Source organism: Actinomadura sp. NPDC047616, assembly GCF_040642915.1.
In the GTDB taxonomy this organism is placed as follows: domain Bacteria; phylum Actinomycetota; class Actinomycetes; order Streptosporangiales; family Streptosporangiaceae; genus Spirillospora; species Spirillospora miaoliensis.
The window spans coordinates 13,167-30,934 of the sequence record NZ_JBEYTB010000032.1 but is presented as its reverse complement, the minus strand read 5'-3'; the positions used below and the strand labels follow the sequence as shown (position 1 = coordinate 30,934).

Sequence of the window (17,768 nt, the reverse complement as noted above, 5' to 3'; positions counted from 1 at the left end):
TGTCCCACCGAATCCGGCTACCAGGCCGCAAAGACGAATTCCGCGAACTCGCCGACGTGTTCGACGCCATGCTCGAACAACTCGAATCCCACGTCGCCGAACAACAACGATTCGCCGCCAACGCCTCCCACGAACTACGCACGCCACTGGCCATCTCGCAAAGTATCCTCGACGCCGCCCGCAACGACCCCACCCGAGACCAAGACCAACTCATCGAACGCCTCCACACCGTCAACACAAGAGCGATCAACCTCACCGAAGCCCTCCTGCTGCTCAGCCGCGCCGACCGCAAACACTTCACCCGCGAACCCGTCGACCTGTCCCTCATCGCCGAACAAGCCGCCGAAACGCTGCTTCCCCTCGCCGAAAAACGCCAGATCACCCTCAACGTCACCGGCGACACGACACAAACCCTCGGCTCCACCGAACTCATTCTGCGAATGGTGACCAACCTCGTCCAAAACGCCATCGTCCACAACCTGCCCACCGGCGGCACCGTCACCATCCACACCGAATCCCAGCACGACGCCAGCGTGCTGCGGGTCGACAACACCGGCCAACCGGTCCCACCGGACCTGGTACCGACCCTCACCGAACCCTTCCAGCGCGGAACCCAACGCACCCGCACCAACGAACACGCCGGCGTCGGCCTCGGACTGGCCATCGTCCACAGCATCGTCCAGGCACACAACGGAACCCTCACCCTCACACCCCGCCCCACCGGCGGCCTCCACGTCACCATCCGACTCCCGAGGGAACACGCGGAGGTATCACAACACGCATCCTCCCCGAGCAGGGCCTGATAGATCCCTTGATGCGGTCGGTTTAAATCAAACCGGCGTCCCTTTTCTCCCGCGAGAGAACCATCTCTCTGGTTCAGGTCTCCACGTTACGAGGGAAAGCACAGTCAGGCCCTGCCCCTATCCTGCGTCCATAGTTCCTTCGATACGGCCGAACACTGCGGGGCGCAGGGTCGGCTTACCGTTCAGGATTGCGTGGAGGCCCACCAGTGCGACGGTACTGTCGCCATCGCCGTAGAGCCGGGCTCGTATCACATACTCGGCACCTGCCGAGAACGGCGCCTTGAACACGGCCGCGATTCGCTCGACGCTGTGCCGACCTACCGGCAGCCCGGCAACACCCAGCAGGGTGGTTGCGTGAGCTACCATCACCGAGAGGTAGTCACCGGTGAAAACTGATTGGTTCGTATCGGTGTGGTGACGGCCGAAGAATCCGCGATGTTCGGAGGCGGGAAAGTCGATCTCACGGTGATCGGCCGACACCGCACCGAGTGATTTCACGGTCGGATGCGGCGCGTCCAGACGGTGCACCCGGAGGTGACCTGTCTCCTTAGGTGTCTCTGTCACCAGGCGCTCGCGCCGAGGAGCGAACGGCCGGATCAGCGTAAGCAGAAGGCGACCGCGTCCGCGAGGCGCCGGCTGCGGATCGGTGATCTCGCGGTAACGAAGTGGATCGCCGCGGCCGCCGGGTGAGCTGAAGGTGTATTGGATGTCGAAACCAAGGCGCGCCGCTGGATGCCCGAGCCCATGTCCGGACAGCTCGCACTGCCTGGTCTCCACTCGCGTGTGGAGTGGCGCCGCCACCGCGAGTGGACGAGCAAGCCGCTCGAACTCGGCGAATGTGACGGCGGAGCTCAGGCCCCGTCGGCGTATGCCCGCCACGTCGACGTGGCGGGCCAACTCCTCGTACATGGACGGGATGGACAGGCCGACCATCGTACGGATCTGCAGGCCGAATCCCGCATCCAGATCGGGGATGTGCAGGTTCGTACTCCGGTCCGAGACGATCGAGTCGACCAGATCCCAGCGCGGCTCGCGGTCAGATACCGGCATTGATCTCTCCGCTTTGCGGACGACGCTCGGCTTCCTCGAAGGCCGAAGCGAGGAACGTGACGATCCGCGCGGCGTACGCCTCGGGATCGACCACATGGTTGGTCAGGTGGCGCCCGCGCGGCACGCGCCAGGTCTCGGTGTCGCCTGCGTAGTAGGCGGAGAGGAAGCGGTGGCTCTCTTCGACGTCGAAGAGCGTGTCGCGCGTACCGATGACGAGCAGCGCCTTCGTCCTGGCCAGCCGGCGCACGGACCTGCGCGCGTGGCGATAGAGGGCTTCGGCCCTGGTCCAGGCCACCACCGAGCAGATCACCAGCCGGTCGGCGACGGCGCGGGCGCGCGGGAAGCGCGCGTCCCGGCGCTCCCGGGCGAGCAGTGCACCGAGCATGTCCGCCCAGTGGACCAGCGGCGTGGAATCAAGCATGATCGCGGGGTAGGTACGGTCCGCGTGTCCGGCATGCGCGATGACCATGTTGCCGCCGAAGGAGCACCCCAACAGCGCGACCCGGCCGGAAGTACGCGGATCAGCCGCGAACCGCCGGCAGACGTGCCGCGCCACGGCCTCCAGATCGCGCAATGGTGCCCGCAGGCTTCGCCGGGCGCGGCGCGGCGGCGCGGCGCTGTCCCCGCAGCCCCGAAAGTCGAATGTCGCGACCGCCAATCCGCGCTCCCACAGCAGCCTGGCCTGCCGAAGGGTGCGTGACTTGCCCGCGCTACGAGCGTGACAGATGATGACGACCCCCCACGGCTCTTTCGGGGTGAACAGCCAGCCGCGGCAGCGGACGCCGTCGGTCGTTACGACTTCGAAGGATTCGGGTTCGAGGCCGTAGTCGGCCGGATCCTCGAAGTCGGCGCCCGGCTCGGGGTAGGCGAAGCGGCGGAACTGCCGGATCGGGTAGCGCAGCGGCGCCAGCAAGCCGGCCGCCTCACTTGGTGGCATCGCTTATCGGGATCAGGTCGACGCGGGTGTCTTTCAGCAGAGGCTGCCAGGTCTGCGGATCTATCTTGTCGGAACTGGTCAGGAAATTAGGATGGGTCCCGGCGCGGTCCGGATGGAATGTGAGGTAGGCGTGGCCTGCCGGAACGTCGTCGCTGACCTCGACCGGACATGTGATCTCACCACGGTCGTTGCGCACCGTCACCCGTGAGCCCGTTGCGACGGACAGCCGCCGGGCGTCGCGCGGATTGATGTACACGCTGTTGCGCTCCGGCCAATTCTCGACGCCGGTCGCGGTCGAGGAGTTGAACATGGCGGTGTTGTTCCGGCGTTGCCCCTTGCCGCTGCTCCCGCCGCTCATCGCGCCACGGCCGGTGATCAGCACGAAGCCGCCATCGCCACGCTCCGTGAATGGGATGAGGCGTTCAGGCAGCGGTATATGAAAGGTCGCCCGGCGGCGGTCCGCGCGAAAAACACCCGAGAACAGTGGCCGGTTGTCACCGCTTTCCGCGACGTATCGACGGCGCCCCTGCCACTGGACACCTTCCCCGGATCGGATCCGGTCGAAGTCGATGGGGACGCCGTCGCCGTCGACGAATTCGTTGTAGAAGCCGCGGGATGCCGCCAGGATCTCCTGCCACACGGCCTCGCTCAGCGGCTCCCCCTGCTCGTCCACCGGATAGCTGAACGCTGCGTCGAGCGTCTGGGCGGACAGGTCCACGTTCCCTTTGGCGACCCACTCCTCAACCTCAGCCTCCCCCGGGCTTGTCGCGGAGGTGCCCTGGTCCGGGCTGAGCGTGGGGGCGGCCTTGCCAAGGTGGAGGGCGATCCGGCGGGCGATCTCGCAGATGATGCGTACGTCACTCCAGGCGTCGAACGGAGGCTCTTCGACCGGCTCCATGAACTGCAGCCGCCGTTCACCGTTCAAGAAGATGCCCGCCGTCTCGTGCTTGGTCCGGCAGGGCAACACGATGTCGGCGTACTCGAGGATCTCCGGGTTGTAGTACGAGTCGACGTAAACGATGTTGAGATCCATCATCTTCTCCCGCCAGCGCGCCAGGTCGGGGAAATTCCGGGCGGGATTGGTGCCGAAGATGAACAGGGTGCGCAGGCGCTCGGAGGTCGCGAACGAGGCCACCGGCAAGCCGGGGGTCGAGTTGATCCGCCAGGCCGGCAACCCCCAAATCCGTGCCATTTTCGCCCGGTGCCCGGCTTCGGTGATGCGCATGCGGAAGGGCAGCAAGCGGCCGGAGTAGCCCATGGCCAGCTCACTCGACGCGTTCGACTGCCCGGCCAACCGGACGTGGCCGCGTCCCGGGGCACCGATGTCGCCGGTCAGCAAATGGAGGTTGAGTATCGAGGCAACGCCGGTGCTGCCCACCGTCTGATTGATCCCTACGGAGCTGGTCGTCACCACCCGCTCGCGTTTCCACAGCTCGCACGCCCGCAACAGCCGGTCACGCATGTCATCAGCCAACATACCCGCCGGGGTGATACGCGGCACGACGTCGTCGATGGAGTATGGCCCCTCGCGCAGCAGCCGGAGAAATTCGGCGGCACTGGCCGGCTCCACTTGCGCCGCCACAAAGTCGTGATCCCAGGCGTCCTCATCCAGCAGATAGCGAGCGATGGCGCAGTTGAGCAGCACGTCGCTGCCGCTGCGGACGGGCAGGTGGATATTGTGCGGGCTCTCGGCCAGTAGCACGTCGACGGTGTCGGTGCGGCGCGGGTCGATGACCACCTTGACCGCGCTCTTGTTCTGACGGACGTACCGCTGGAACACCGTCGGGTGGTTGATCGCCGGGTTATGTCCGTAGAAGAAGATGGCCTCGGCGTGGCGGTAGTCGTCGTAGCAGGAGAACGGCCCCTCGTTGCCGAACACCAGCTCATGGCCGCCCGCGTTGTTGGCCAGGCACTGCTCGGCGTTGGAGCAGATGTTGTTCGTGCCGAGGTGGCCCTGGAAGAACTTCTTGGCCACCCACAGTGACTCCATCGTCATCTGGCCGACGCCGTAGCAGCCGATGGAGTCGCGGCCGAACTCCTGCCGGTCGGCCAGGATCGAGTCGGCCGCCATATCGATGGCGTAGTCCCACGAGACGCGTTCCCATCCGTACGGAGATCGCAGCATGGGGCTGGTGAGCCGGGCCACGTCCCGGGGACGAGAGCTCAGATGTTTCTGAAAATAGTGGGCGCCCTTGACGCAGACCCCGAGGCTTCCGGTCGCTTTGACGCGCCGACCGGGCGTGATGGTGACCTGGTCGACCACACCGCAGAAGGTGCAGAGGGTCTGCTTGGTCGGTTCATCCATGCCGTGCTCCGTCCCCGGCCTCGTCGAGGACCTCCTCATTGAGATCGTGCGTCAGCGCTGCGGTGCCGAGGGTCCAGCCACCGTCGATGACGAACTGCTGACCGGTGACATATCGGCTGTCCGGCGAGATCAGGTAGGCCACCAGCGCCGCCACCTCGGCCGGGGCACCGAGTCGTTTCAGCGGGATGTGTCGTTCGAGCACCTTCTTGCGGGCCGGTGAGAATTCCGCCGTCGCGCCGCAGTCGATGAAACCGGGTAGCACGGTGTTACAGGTGATCCGGAACGGCGCGAGCTCAGCGGCGAGGCTGCGGCCGAAGCCGGCGAGGGCCGCCTTGGTCGCGGAGTACACCGCCAACCCGGGCACGCCGACCATGGACGCGGCCGAACCGATGGTCACAATGCTTCCGCCCCCGGCCTTCATCATCCGGAAGGCGGCGGCCCGGCAGACGTTCACGACGCCGGTGAGGTTGAGGTCGATCAGCCGGTCCACATCCGGCGACTCGACGCGGAGCAGTGGGGCCTCCTCGACCGCGCCGAAGCAGTTCACCACCGCGGTCACCGGCCCGACCTGGCGCGCCACCGCGGCGAACAACTCTCGGCAGGACGCCAGATCAGTGACGTCGACCTGGAATCCGGGCACCGAGAGTTCAGTCGTCACGGCAGCGCTGCGGTGCCAGCCGACGGCCACCTTCTGCCCCCGCCGCCGCAGATCGCGTACCACCTCCGCCCCGATGCCACCGGAGCCGATGACCACCGCGGTCACACCATGCTCCGTCCTGAGGTCGCCAGCGCGGCCTCGCGCTCCACCTGCTTTTTGACGAGGTTCTTGTAGATGGCCTTGAAGTGCCGGGTCTTCCGTAGCGAGAACTCGCGGTTGTAGAAGCTGCGGTAGACACTCAGCGTGCCTTCCTCGAGTTCTTCCGGAGTCATATTCTTGGGTTGGTAGACCGCATCGAAGACGGTGTAGTACGACCAGGGTCTGTCCGGCAGGATTCGCCCCTCCCGCTCCATGTCCTGCCGCAGCGGGGTACCGGGGAAGGGCGTGACGCAGGAAACCTGGATACCGGCGAGATAGTTGTCCTTGACGAATTTTGAGGTCGCGTCGAAAGAGTCCTTCGTGTCGGTGTCGAGGCCCAGCGTGAAGGCGCCGTACACACCGATGCCGTGATCTTGGATGACCTTAACGGCTTCGACATACTTCGCCATCGATCGCAGCTTCCAGTTTCGCTCGTCGATGCCGTCCAGAGTTTCTGTCGAGACGCTCTCGAAGCCGATGAGCATCATCATGCAGCCGCTTTCGTGCATCAGCTCCAAGATGTCGGGATCCTTGTAGAAGGATACGTCCGACTGCCCACTCCATTTGATGCCGAGAGGAACCAGGCGGCGCAGCAGTTCACGGGTGCGGGCACGGTCGACCACAAAATTGTCGTCAGAGAACAGGATGTAGGGGTTGTCCCACCGCTCCCGCACGAAGCGAACCTCGTCGATCACCTGATCAATAGACTTATGCCCCAGTTTGTCGCGATACCGGATGGTCGCCGCGCAGAACCGGCAGGAATGCGGGCACCCCCGGGAAGTCTCCACCCAGATGCTCGGGTAGTAACGCTGTTGCGCAAGCTCGTACCGGGGACGCGGCATCGCAGTGAGGTCGGCCCGCCCGCGCTGGCGGTAGACGGGCTTCAGTTCATTGCGTTCGAAGTCGCGCAGCACCTGCGGCCACAATGCCTCCGCCTCTCCAACACAAACCGCGTCGACGTACTGGGCGACCTCACCTGGTGTGAGGTTGGCGTGCAGGCCGCCGGCGACGACCGGCACCCCGCGAGCGCGGAACTCGGCGGCGATCTCATACATGCGGTCGGCCTGCGCCGTCATTCCCGTCAGCGCGACCAGGTCGGCGTCCGCGTCGAAGTCGACCGGCTCGATGTTCTCGTCGATGTACCGTATGTCGTAGTGCTGCGGGGTCAGCGATCCGACGATCATCAGGCCGATGGCGAACCCAGTCCATGTGTAGTCGAAGAACTGAAATTCACGGGAATCGCGCTTGAACTGCTGATGGCCGGGATTGCGTCCGAAGAACGTCGCCCGCGGCGAGATCAAAAGCAACTTGCGGTTCCGCGTCATTGGTCACCTCTCCGCTGGAACGCGATCGGCGACGAGTCGCTGACATTCCGCGACGAAGTCCCCCACCGTGTCGATACTGAACAGCAGTTCCTCATCGATCTCGATGTCGAGTGCGAACTCGACCCTGGCGACGATTTCCATGAGGACAATGGAGTCCACGTTCACCAAGCCGGTCACCGGACTATCCAGGCGGAGCTCAGATGCTGGGATCTTGGCCACTTCGGACACCACCCGCTGGATGGTTTCGAGTACCATGTCTTCGTTCCTCATTCATTCGTCCTTTGCCGAGCGTGGGTGTTTTCGGCGAATGCCGAACTATCGGCGCATGGTGAAGGATTTGCCTATGCCGCCGCGCATACCACCGACGCCGCGAGGCATCGGCAGATAGTCTGGCTCGGGAATGTCGATTTCGAGGCCCGCTATCACGCGCGCGGCATTGAATCCCGGCACATCCGCGTTGTGCAGTGCCAACTCGACATAGCGGCGTGCGTCGCCATATGCCACAAACGAGATTTCAGTGATCGTGTCGCCGTCTTGAGTTGTGTATTTCTGACCGATGATCGGCCTGGGACGCGTCATGGAGACCTCCGTCATCGTGATCCAGAATCGATGCTCGGTATAGGGTCATCGCGATCGGGTTACGGCGACAACGGAAAGGCGCCCTTCATTGAGCAGCAACGCCGTGTGCCGCCGCCGGATCTTTCCCGAACTGGTTTTGGGCAGTGCACCCTTACGCACCACGGTAATATCCCGAATAGGGACTGCGAACTGCCGCCGTACCACCTGGGCCACATCGGCGGCCAACTCGGGCTTTGGCGGATATGTCTGCGCCTCGAAGACCAGGCGCACGGCCTCGGTGTCCCCGTGCCTGCCGGCGAGCGCGACGACGTTGCTCGGCCGGACGCCGTCGACCTGCTCGGCAGCGCGTTCGATGTCGTGCGGCTGGTAGTTCCGCCCGTTGACGATGATCAGGTCTTTGCTGCGACCGGTGACGTAGAGCTCTCCCTCGTGCAGAAAACCCGTGTCACCGGTCCAGAGCCAACCGTTCCGCCAGGTCTGCGCCGTGGACTCCTCGTCGGCGAAGTAGCCCGACGCGAGATGATCGCTGTTCACGATGATCTCGCCCTCGGTGCCGTCCGGGACGTCGCGGCCGTCCGAGTCGACGATGCGTACCTGGGTGCCGGGCATTGGTCGGCCGCTGGAGACAAGTCGTTTCGCGCCTGGCGCGTCCGTTGGCACCGGCACCGCCATCCGATCGGCCACCAGCCGGTCGCCATCGACCGTGAGAGCCGTCATGCCACGCCCGGCCGGGGAGACGCACACGGCTAAGGTCGCCTCGGCCAGGCCATAACAGGGGAGGAGAGCCTTCGGCCGGAACCCTACAGGGGCATAGGCGGCGGCGAACCGGCGGAGAGTGTCGGCGTCGATCGGCTCGGCGCCACATCCCGCCACCCGCCACGCCGACAGATCGAGCCCGGCCGGCGCCCCGCCGGTGGCGCACCGTGCAAGCAGGCCGTAGGCGAAGTTCGGTGCGAATGAGATGGTGCCACCGATCTCCGTCATCATTCGCAGGAATCCGATCGGGTCGCGCGCAAAGCGCAACGGCGACATGTACCAGGTACTGGTCTGCGTGACCACTGCCACCAGCAGCTTCCCGATGAGTCCCATGTCGTGATACAGCGGCAGCCAGCTGAGCGCGCGGTCGGCAGCCCCGTCGATGCGCAACGTCCGCGCCAGTTGCCCGGTGTGCCGCACCAGCGATCGGTTACTCACCACGACCCCCTTGGGGTCGCCGGTGCTTCCGCTGGTGAACTGGATAAGCGCTGGGTCCGCTGGGCGGGGTATGCCGATGCCGCCCGGCGACGCGGTCGTGAGAGCCTCGTAGGTCTCGACCGGGCACGGTAGCTCCATCGGACGCAATGCCTCATGCACCGCCGCGCTGACCACACAGCAGGCCGCCATGGACACACGGCAGATCCGCCGGATCCCCTCGATATAGGCGTCCCGCTGGCTCAGCACGAACGGCGGATAGATCGGAACCGCGATGATTCCCGCCCGCATTGCGGCCAGGAATGCCAGTACGAATTCCTGTTCATCGGTCAGGATGAGCACAACGCGATCGCCCTGGCGCAGGCCAAGGCCGGCCCACCGAGCCGCCAGATCATCCGTTAGTGCGGACAGTTCCTTGAAAGTGATGTGTGTTTTGCCGCCGCCGATGAAGGTGACTGTCCGGTCATCTCTGTCGAGCAAGGTCAGGACTTCGCCGACCGTTTCTCCGTTGATTGGCGACCTCCAACCCCACGCTTTACGGCGTTGCACAGCCACTTGATCGGGAACCATGACGCCCCGACGCTACATCCGCGGCATCAACTGCCACCTCTCGGATGAGAATCAAGTTAGCAGCTGACCAGCGACGCGGTAACTATTGCGATGGTCGAGCTTGAGTAGTGCAGGGTAAACTCCAGTAAACCTTTTCCGTGTGCCCACCAGAACAAGAGGCAGGCATTCAGGCCGCGCGCACGCTGGTGCTGTCTGCCTGCGTGTGATCGGGCTGCGGTGTGATCGGATCCCCGAACGGTCGGGCTATGCTCCGCCTGAATCTAATGGACGGCCCTCCAGAACCGCCGGAATTACGGCATTTCTTCCAGTGCCTTGCATTGATCACCAGCACAGCTGGCTCTATCCCTGTTCGGCGGCTAGGTGCAGCTTTGTCGTCAACCCACCGCGAGACCATCGGAGCCCGTTATCTGCGGGTTCGTGGCGCATACCGCCCGGCGCTTCCTTCTGGTCGCTCCCCTATTCAGCGGCCGTGGAATACCTCCGCCCTGCCGACGGCGACGGGCTGGAATACTAGGCCAGGGCCGTGGCCGGGCGTGCCTCGGCGTATGAGCGCGCCTGACCGACCACGCCGCCAGCCACGACCCCACCCGTACCGTCCGAGTGTCGCTGGGACAGCTCAGCACCAGCCCCGCCGCGCGGGCCCGCGGAGAGTACGGGGGACGGCGGCTGCGGGACTGGGCGGTCCTGGAATACCTCCGCCCTGGCGACGGCGGCGGGCTGGAGTTCTAGGGCTCCAGGGCCGTGGCTGGGTGCTCGCGGTTGAGGCCGAGCCGGATCTCCCGTCCTTGCCAGCGTTTCCGGAGCCAGCGGTCGTGGCTGGCCAGCACGATCGCGCCGGGGCCGGTGCCCAGCGCCGCCTCCAACTCGTCGCACAGGCGCGGCGACAGGTGGTTGGTGGGTTCGTCGAGCAGCAGCAACTGCGGCGGGCGCGCCACGAGCAGCGCCAGCGCGAGCCGCCGGCGCTGTCCGACCGAGAGTCGGCCGACCGGTTTGTCCAGGTCCGCCTCGTGCAGCAGACCGAGCGAGCCCAGCGGCACCGCCTCGGCCCGCTCGGCGCCAAGCGTCAGCTCATAGGTGTCCCGGACGGACCGGTCCGGCCGGTCGAAAACGGTGTCCTGGGCGAGCAGTCCCACGGTCAGTCCGCGCCGCCGCCGCACCTCGCCCTCGGGTGCGAGCCGCCCGGCGAGAACGGCCAGCAGAGTCGACTTCCCGGTCCCGTTCCCACCGGTGACCAGCAGACGGTCGGTCGCCGACACCTTCACACTGACTGGTGCGAGCCGGCCCGGCACCCGTACGTCATCCAGGGCCACCAGCGGACCGTCGCCCTCCGCCGCCGGTGCGGCGAGCGTCCTGCTCGCGAACCGCAGCGGCTTCGGGGGCTCGCCGACCTGAGAGCGCTCCAGATCCTCCAGGCGGCGGGTGGCGTCGCGCACTCGCCGGGAGATCTGGCTCTGCACCCGGCCGGCGCGGTGGCCGTAGCCCATCTTCTCGTTGTCGCGTGGTCCCCGGTCCGGTGCGACGTGGTGCGCGGTGACACCGGCGGAGACCCGCAGCGCGGCCACTTCCTCCTGTTCTTCGGCCCAGCGTCGCTCCCAGCGGACCCGCTCGGCGCGTTTCTCGGCCAGGTAGGCGCTGTAGTTGCCGCCGTAGCGGACCGGGCCGTCCATCGCGGGGTCGAGGTCGATCAGGTCCGTGCACACGGCGTCCAGGAAGGCCCGGTCGTGGCTGGCCACCACGACGACCCCGGGCAGTGTGCGGACCTGGTCCTCGACGAAGGCGGCGGCACCGTCGTCGAGGTGGTTGGTCGGCTCGTCCAGCAGCAACGCGGAGGGCCGCCGGACGAGCAGCGCGGCCAGCGCGAGCCGACCGCGCTGCCCGCCGGACAGCGACCCGAGCGTCCGGTCGTGTGCAAGGGCCTCGAGGCCGAGGCCGTCGAGCACGAGCGCGGCACGTCGGTCGACGTCCCAGGCCTCTCGTTCCTCGGCCCGTTCCAGCCGGCTGCCGTACGTCTCGAGCAGGCCCGCGTACTCGGGCGCGTCCTGCGCGGTCCGCGCGAGCTGCTCGGTGAGCCGTTCCAGCTCGGCGAGGTCCTCCCTGGCTTCGCGCAGGGCGTCGTCGAGCACGTCGGCGATCGTCGCGTCGGCGTCATACGGCATCTCCTGGTGAAGAAAGCCCAGGTCAGGTGGGCGCGTGACGCTGCCGGCGTCGGGCTCGTCCGTCCCGGCCAGCAGGCGCAGCAGGGTCGACTTCCCGACGCCGTTCTCCCCGATCAGCCCGATGCGGTGCCCGGGCGAGGCGGTCAGGGAGAAACCGTCGAACAGCCGTCGGTTGCCGAGGGTGTGGACGAGGTCGTGGGCGAGCAGAGCGGGCTGAGGCATGGGGTCCGTCCAACGTGATCGGTGCTCGGCCCGTGGGGCGGCATGCCTCGGACACGGGCCAGGTCGACACGTCGGCGGCTCACACCTCAGGCGCCCCCGTCTCCTTCAGCTCGCCGTCGGCCAGCCGCAGCCACCGGTTCACGCCGATCTCGCGCAGGAACGGCTCGTCGTGGCTGACCACCACGAAGGCCCCCTGGTAGGAGTTGAGGGCGCTCTTCAGCTGGCCTGCGCTGACCAGGTCGAGGTTGTTCGTCGGCTCGTCCAGGAGCAGCAGGTGCGGAGCCGGTTCCGCGCACAGGACACAGGCCAGGGTGGCGCGCAGCCGTTCGCCTCCGGAGAGCACCCCGACGGGCAGATGGGCGCGAGGCCCCCGGAAGAGGAAGCGGGCGAGCAGGTTCATCCGCTCGGCCTCCGGCCGCTCCGGGGCGTAGTCGGCGAAGTTCTCGGCGACCGTCCGGTCCACGTCCAGCAGGTCGAGGCGCTGCGAGAGGTAGGCGATGCGGCCGTCGGCCCGCTTGATCTCGCCGCTCTGTGGTGTCAGGTCGCCGTTGAGCAGACGCAGCAGCGTGCTCTTGCCGGCACCGTTGGGACCGGTCAGCGCGATGCGTTCCGGGCCTCGGACGGTCAGGTCGACGCCCTGGCCGGCGAACACCTCCCTGTCGCCGAGGCGGACGTTGAGGTGCCGGCCGAGGAACAGGTTGCGTCCGGCTGGCACGTTGGTGTCCGGCAGGTCCAGCGTGATGCGTTGCTCCTCGCGCAGCGCACGCCCGGCCTCGTCCAGCCGGGCCTTCGCCTCGCTGACCCGGTTGGCGTGCATCTGGCCCGCCCGGCCCGCGGACTCCTGCGCGCCCCGCTTCATGTTGCCGGCGAAGATACGGGGCAATCCGGCACTCTTCAGGTTGCGGGCGGCGTTGCTCTGCCGGCGTTCGGCGCGCTCGCGGGCCTGCTGCATCTCCCGCTTCTCCCGCTTCAGCTCCTGCTCGGCGTGGCGGACGTTCTTCTCGGCGACTTCCTGCTCGGCCCGCACCGCCTCCTCGTAGTCGGTGAAGTTGCCGCCGTAGAAGCGCAGTTCGCCGCGCTCGAGTTCGGCGATGCGTTCCATGCGGTCGAGCAGGGCGCGGTCGTGGCTGACCAGGAGCAGGCAGCCTTTGAAGTCCTCCAGCACGTCGTAGAGCTTGTGCCGGGCGTCGAGGTCGAGGTTGTTGGTGGGCTCGTCGAGCAGCAGCACGTCGGGCCGCTTCAGCAACTGGGCGGCAAGGCCGAGGGAGATGACCTGGCCGCCGCTGAGGGTGCTCAGGCTGCGATCCAGGGTGAGGTCGGCCAGGCCGAGGCGGTCGAGCTGGGCGCGGGTGCGTTCCTCGATGTCCCAGTCATCGCCGATGGTGGTGAAGTGCTCCTCGTCGACGTCCCCGGACTCCACGGCGTCGATGGCCTGGATGATCTCAGCGATGCCCAGCACCTCGGCGACCGTGAGGTCGCCGGTCAGGGGGAGGTTCTGCGGGAGGTAGCCGAGGCCGCCGGCCACGGAGACCGACCCGGTGCCGGGCCGCAGTTCACCGGCGATGAGCTTGAGCAGCGTGCTCTTGCCGGTGCCGTTCGGCGCGACGAGGCCGGTGCGGCCGGAGCCGACGGTGAAGGACAGGTCCTGGAAGACGGGAGTGTCGTCGGGCCAGGTGAAGGACAGGTTCGAGCAGACGATGAAGGCGTCGGACATGGAGGTGACCTCGTGGGAAGGGGGCATGGAAGACACACGTGCCCCGGCAGCAGACAGAGAGAAAGAGGGGACGACAGCAAGGCCACGTCGGCGGCGCTCCCACGCACCGGGCCGGTGGCCTGTCGGGTCCGGGTATCACCCGGAGATGTCGTCGTCCACCACCATGTCTGGGCTCCCCTACGAACGATCAACGTCCCGACCAGAGTAACAGCAGGCGCGCGGGACCGCAGAAACGACGAGGTCACCCGGTCAGGACCTCGCCAGACCACCCGCGCAGGTTGCCGGGTCGGGTGATCAGGTCGCGCTGGACCTGCTCGGATGCGTTCGATCTTGTCGACCACCCCACCGCGCGGGTCAGTTCGGACACAAGCCACTGCAGCCATCGGCGCCCCGTCGCCTGGTCCGCCCGTCGCGCCAGACGGAGCACCAACCCGATCGCGTCCAGACGATCCTCGCTCGCCGGGCTCGGCGCTGCGTGTCGCCGAGTTGCTGAAGCAGACCCTCACCAGCCGGCCCGCACCTGATTCACGCCCACGACAGACCGGGACGCGGCGGCCGAACACGGCCGTCAGTCCAAGGCGGTGCGGGCGGCCGTGAGCACGATGTCCGCCAATCGCTCGGCCGCGTCCGGACGGCCATGGTCACGCGCCCGGGCGGCCATCGCCGCTCGGCGGCCGGGATCGGTCAGCAGCGGCGCCACAGCCGCCTGCAGGTCCGCCGCCGACACCTCACCCACCAACGCCACCGCGGCGCCCGTGGCCGCCAGGTGCTGGGCGTTGTGAGCCTGCTCGTTCCCGGCCGAGGACGCGAGCGGAATCAGCACCGCGGCCTTGCCCAGCGCGGTGAGCTCGGCGATCGTTCCAGCCCCGGAACGGGAGATCACCACGTCCGCCAACGCCAGGACGTCCGGCAACTGCGGTCCCATGAACCCGGTCAAGAAGTACCGGCACGCCGCCTCCGCCGGCAGCTGCGCCGTCCGACGCCGCAGGGTGTCGACGTTGCCGGGTCCGCACTGGTGGATCACGTTGGCCTGTTGCAGCAGCCACGGCAGGATCTCCGCGACGAGGGTGTTGATCTGCTGGGAGCCCTGCGCGCCGCCGGTGACGTACACCGTCGGCCGACGCGGGTCGAACCCGCGCAGGTCCAGCATCTCGACGGCCCTGCGGGAATCGCCGGTCAGAACCTCCGGGCGCACCGGGTTGCCCGTCACCACGGCGGCCGCCCGCAAGCCGGGTGGCAACAGCTCCAGCGTGGACGGCGACGACACCGCGACCCGGGCCGCGACCCTGGCCAGGGTCTTGTTGGCCAATCCAAGCCGAACGGTCTGCTCGTGGACCACCAGAGGACGGCGACACATCCGGGCCGCAAGCCCCACGGGGACCGCGACGTACCCGCCGGTGGCCAGCACCACGTCCGGGCCATAGCCGGCGATGATCGAGCGGGCCTGTGCGACGCCCAGCGGCACCCGCCCCATGTCCCTCACGTTCGCCGGCGACGCCAGTTTCAGCGGGTTCGCGGCCCGCCGGATCTTCCCCGTCGCCACAGTCTCGAACGCGATGCCCTCGCTCACAGCCACACGCGACTCCAGGCTGTCGGCTGCGCCAACCCACAGGACGTCCAGCATCCCACCGGTGGCGGCCAGCCGAGCCTGCAGAGTCCTCACCGTGGTCAGCGCCGGATAAGTGTGGCCGCCTGTGCCGCCACCGGTGACGACCATCCGGAGTGCTCGGCGCGAAACCTGAGGAGAGGCAGGACTGGCGGCGGCGTTCAAGCAGGCTCCCGGCACTCGGCGTAACAGTGGAGCGGCATGCAGTGATCAGGTAGCCACAGTAACCGGCCCCGGCACGGCCGCGAAGCCGTTCGGACCTACGCCGCCATGAGTGAACCGTCAGCACCGGGGCCGGTCATCGCCAGGCCCCACCCGATGTACGGCTGCACGCCGAACGACCGGCATGACGTGGGGTTCGCCAATCGGCTCAAGCGCAACCGGGCCATCGCGACCAGGCCGTCCGCTACGAAGCAACCCGTCCACGTCGCGTGCATCGACGGATGGCTCTGACCACTACGGTCTGTCTGGGACGGGCCGTTCGAAGACGAGTTCGCGGCCGTCCTCCTCATCCCATCGCTCGCCCGTTTGCTGGAAGCCGATGGCGGTGATGATCGCCAGGGACGCGGCGTTGTCCGGGGATACCGAGGCTCGAATGGTCCTGGCACCCTCGTCTGTGGCTCGATGGAGTAGTTCGGTCGCGATGGCCTTGCCCCAGCCTTGCCGGCGAGCGGCCGGGTCCACCGAATAGCTGATCTCGATGGTCCCCTGGTCGCTGGGCGGGGCATGAAAACCGCCGTGGCCGACCACTCTTCCATCTGGTTCGGACACCACCGCCCACACGCGGCCCTGAGGCTGGTCGGGAGCAGTCTGGCGGAGCTCGGCCCGGTAGCGCCACAGGCCCCGCAAGTCATCGCCCACGAAGTGCTCGGTGAGAGAGACTCCCACCTCCGCAGAAGCCGCAGGGATGTCATCGACCGCGAGCGCAGACATGGCCTGCGGGGGTATCTCGACCAGCCTGAAAATCTGCTTGGAGCCATCTTTGGTCACGGGCCAGATGGTCGCACCAGCCGCGTACGCACCTCAAAGGCTTTTCTGGAGTGCTTGCAACTACCGACCTCTGTTGCTGGAACAGGCCCTGGCGCCACGCGGACCGCGTGGTCCCCGGCGGGGAACGCGGACCACTCCTGCGTCAGGTGGGCCTGCGGATCCGGAGGGCTGTAGAGGTAGAAGGACACCGGGCGGGTCTCAACGCGGAAACCCTCCATCTCCGGGTGGGGGCCAGTACCCCTGATCTATCTGAGGTATGGCTGGGCCCGACGTCTTGCCGTGGTACGACGCCGGGCCCTGCTTCGTGGGCGGAGTGACAAGGACGTGCTCTTCAGGCTGCGGGCGTCCGCCGGTACGCATGGCCAAGCTGGTCAACGAGCTGGTCGAGGTTGCCGACGACGAGCAGTTGTCCAGGACGCTCTCCCGCTACGGGCGGGTACGTGCTTTGCATCGACGATGGCTGGGATACATGGAGCTGGACTGGCGCGGCGCTGAACTGTTGTTCCAGTCCTGACCGAACGCGAGGGGAAGAACAGCCTGGCGATCGCCTCCAACGAGTCCTTCGGCAAAAGCACATGTCGCGCGAACCTGTGCAAGGTGGGTGCCGAAAGGTCATGGTTCAGTGACGCAGGCGCCACTTCGTCCAGGATCGCGCACGGGCGTACGGCCACTGGCCCCTCGTGGGTACGCCCGGGGTCCGCTCGGTCAGGGGCGTACGTAGCGCTGGAACATGATTCCTGAGGCGAAGGAACGGTGCTCGACCAGGCGCAGCCGCAGTTCTTTCCCCACGGGCAGGTACGGCTTGCCGCCCCCGACGATCAGGGGGAACGTGTACACCCAGAACTCGTCGATCAGGTCCAGCAGGGAGGCGGCCAGCTCCGGGCCGCCGAGCTGGAGGGTGCCGTCGATCTCCTGTTTGAGGCGCGTCACCGCGGACACGGCGTCCTTGCGACGGACGATCGTGACCCCTTCGGGGACGGTCTGGAGGGTGTCGGAGAAGACGTACCGCGGCGTCTCCTTGTAGAGCTGGGCGAACTCCCGCTCGACGGCCGGGGCGCCTTCCTTGCCGAGGTCCTGCGTCCAGGGCTTTTCCATCGCCTCATACAGCCGCCGCCCGAACAGGAACGCCGCGATCCGGCGAACATGGTCGTTCGCCGCCTGGTGATAGTCCTCGGCCGGGTCCAGGAAGTTCATGCCGCCGGGACCCTCGATGTAGCCGTCGATCGAGGCGTTCATCCAGTAGATGACCTTGCCCATGAAACTCCTCCTTGGTCGTAGCGGTCGTCCAGAGTGGAGACCTGATGGAGGGCCGGAACTCATCGCAGGCAGGCTGGCCAAACGGCGCTTTCCCGGATGGACCGGGGCCGTTGGGGTGCCGGACGGCCAGGCCGCTCAGTACAGATTCCAGGACGTCGGAGTCGTGGCCGGTGAAGCCAGCGTGGGCGAGGACGGTGAGCATCTCGTCGTATCGGTGGCGACTCTGGTCATGCTCGCTATCGGCGGTTGTGGCGGGGCCGGCCCGGG

16 protein-coding genes are annotated in these 17,768 nt (G+C 67.1%); 3 read left to right on the top strand and 13 right to left on the bottom strand.

Annotated elements, in window-relative coordinates:
• On the top strand, nt 1–803 hold an 803-nt coding region (locus ABZ801_RS40950; protein WP_360709199.1), incomplete at its 5' end, for a HAMP domain-containing sensor histidine kinase.
• A 117-nt stretch (nt 804–920) separates the two neighbouring features.
• On the opposite strand, the gene ABZ801_RS40945 is transcribed toward ABZ801_RS40950, so the two are convergent.
• Genes ABZ801_RS40945 through ABZ801_RS40910 form a run of 8 tightly spaced genes read right to left on the bottom strand, consistent with a single transcriptional unit; the run spans nt 921 to nt 9,556 of the window.
• Nucleotides 921–1,853, bottom strand: a complete 933-nt coding sequence (locus ABZ801_RS40945) for a hypothetical protein (protein WP_360709196.1) — start codon at nt 1,851–1,853, stop codon at nt 921–923.
• On the bottom strand, nt 1,840–2,766 hold the full coding sequence (locus tag ABZ801_RS40940; RefSeq protein ID WP_344939385.1) for an alpha/beta fold hydrolase: 927 nt from the start codon (nt 2,764–2,766) through the stop codon (nt 1,840–1,842). Before ABZ801_RS40940 ends, ABZ801_RS40945 begins: the two co-directional genes overlap by 14 nt.
• Before the next feature lie 10 nt (nt 2,767–2,776).
• Nucleotides 2,777–5,095 carry a molybdopterin-dependent oxidoreductase gene (locus ABZ801_RS40935; RefSeq protein ID WP_360709193.1) on the bottom strand — a complete coding sequence of 773 codons (2,319 nt, stop codon included), beginning with the start codon at nt 5,093–5,095 and terminating at the stop codon, nt 2,777–2,779.
• Nucleotides 5,088–5,858 (bottom strand): SDR family NAD(P)-dependent oxidoreductase, encoded by a 771-nt coding sequence (locus tag ABZ801_RS40930; protein ID WP_360709191.1) that lies wholly within the window; start codon nt 5,856–5,858, stop codon nt 5,088–5,090. The genes ABZ801_RS40935 and ABZ801_RS40930 overlap by 8 nt, the downstream gene beginning before the upstream one ends.
• Complete coding sequence (locus ABZ801_RS40925) at nt 5,855–7,216, bottom strand: radical SAM protein (protein ID WP_360709188.1); 1,362 nt, start codon at nt 7,214–7,216, stop codon at nt 5,855–5,857. The genes ABZ801_RS40930 and ABZ801_RS40925 overlap by 4 nt, the downstream gene beginning before the upstream one ends.
• A gap of 3 nt (nt 7,217–7,219) precedes the next feature.
• Nucleotides 7,220–7,486 (bottom strand): acyl carrier protein, encoded by a 267-nt coding sequence (locus ABZ801_RS40920; protein ID WP_360709184.1) that lies wholly within the window; start codon nt 7,484–7,486, stop codon nt 7,220–7,222.
• Nucleotides 7,487–7,531: 45 nt separating this feature from the next.
• Nucleotides 7,532–7,810, bottom strand: coding sequence for a hypothetical protein (locus ABZ801_RS40915; protein ID WP_360709182.1), 279 nt, complete (start codon nt 7,808–7,810; stop codon nt 7,532–7,534).
• A 30-nt stretch (nt 7,811–7,840) separates the two neighbouring features.
• The gene (locus tag ABZ801_RS40910; RefSeq protein WP_360709180.1) at nt 7,841–9,556 is read right to left on the bottom strand and encodes a fatty acyl-AMP ligase; all 1,716 of its coding nucleotides are present in this window, start codon (nt 9,554–9,556) and stop codon (nt 7,841–7,843) included.
• Between the two features lie 600 nt (nt 9,557–10,156).
• Here ABZ801_RS40910 and ABZ801_RS40905 point away from each other — a divergent pair.
• A complete protein-coding gene (locus tag ABZ801_RS40905; RefSeq protein WP_360709177.1) occupies nt 10,157–10,285 on the top strand; it encodes a hypothetical protein in 129 nt (42 codons plus the stop codon).
• Here the strand turns inward: ABZ801_RS40905 and ABZ801_RS40900 are convergent.
• The 4 genes from ABZ801_RS40900 to ABZ801_RS40885 form a co-directional block, all read right to left on the bottom strand.
• The gene (locus ABZ801_RS40900; RefSeq protein ID WP_360709175.1) at nt 10,282–11,934 is read right to left on the bottom strand and encodes an ABC-F family ATP-binding cassette domain-containing protein; all 1,653 of its coding nucleotides are present in this window, start codon (nt 11,932–11,934) and stop codon (nt 10,282–10,284) included. The genes ABZ801_RS40905 and ABZ801_RS40900 overlap by 4 nt on opposite strands.
• A gap of 79 nt (nt 11,935–12,013) precedes the next feature.
• A complete protein-coding gene (abc-f, locus tag ABZ801_RS40895) occupies nt 12,014–13,648 on the bottom strand; it encodes a ribosomal protection-like ABC-F family protein (protein WP_360709173.1) in 1,635 nt (544 codons plus the stop codon).
• 568 nt (nt 13,649–14,216) lie between these two features.
• Nucleotides 14,217–15,365 (bottom strand): UDP-N-acetylglucosamine--N-acetylmuramyl-(pentapeptide) pyrophosphoryl-undecaprenol N-acetylglucosamine transferase, encoded by a 1,149-nt coding sequence (locus tag ABZ801_RS40890; RefSeq protein WP_360709170.1) that lies wholly within the window; start codon nt 15,363–15,365, stop codon nt 14,217–14,219.
• A 345-nt stretch (nt 15,366–15,710) separates the two neighbouring features.
• Nucleotides 15,711–16,244 (bottom strand): GNAT family N-acetyltransferase, encoded by a 534-nt coding sequence (locus ABZ801_RS40885; protein ID WP_344939405.1) that lies wholly within the window; start codon nt 16,242–16,244, stop codon nt 15,711–15,713.
• A 358-nt stretch (nt 16,245–16,602) separates the two neighbouring features.
• Between ABZ801_RS40885 and ABZ801_RS40880 the strand changes: the two genes are divergently transcribed.
• On the top strand, nt 16,603–16,758 hold the full coding sequence (locus ABZ801_RS40880; protein ID WP_360709166.1) for a hypothetical protein: 156 nt from the start codon (nt 16,603–16,605) through the stop codon (nt 16,756–16,758).
• A 191-nt stretch (nt 16,759–16,949) separates the two neighbouring features.
• Here ABZ801_RS40880 and ABZ801_RS40875 read toward each other — a convergent pair whose 3' ends face one another.
• Entirely contained in the window at nt 16,950–17,501 is a 552-nt protein-coding gene (locus ABZ801_RS40875; protein ID WP_360709163.1) for a dihydrofolate reductase family protein, read from the bottom strand.
• Between the last annotated feature and the right edge of the window lie 267 nt (nt 17,502–17,768).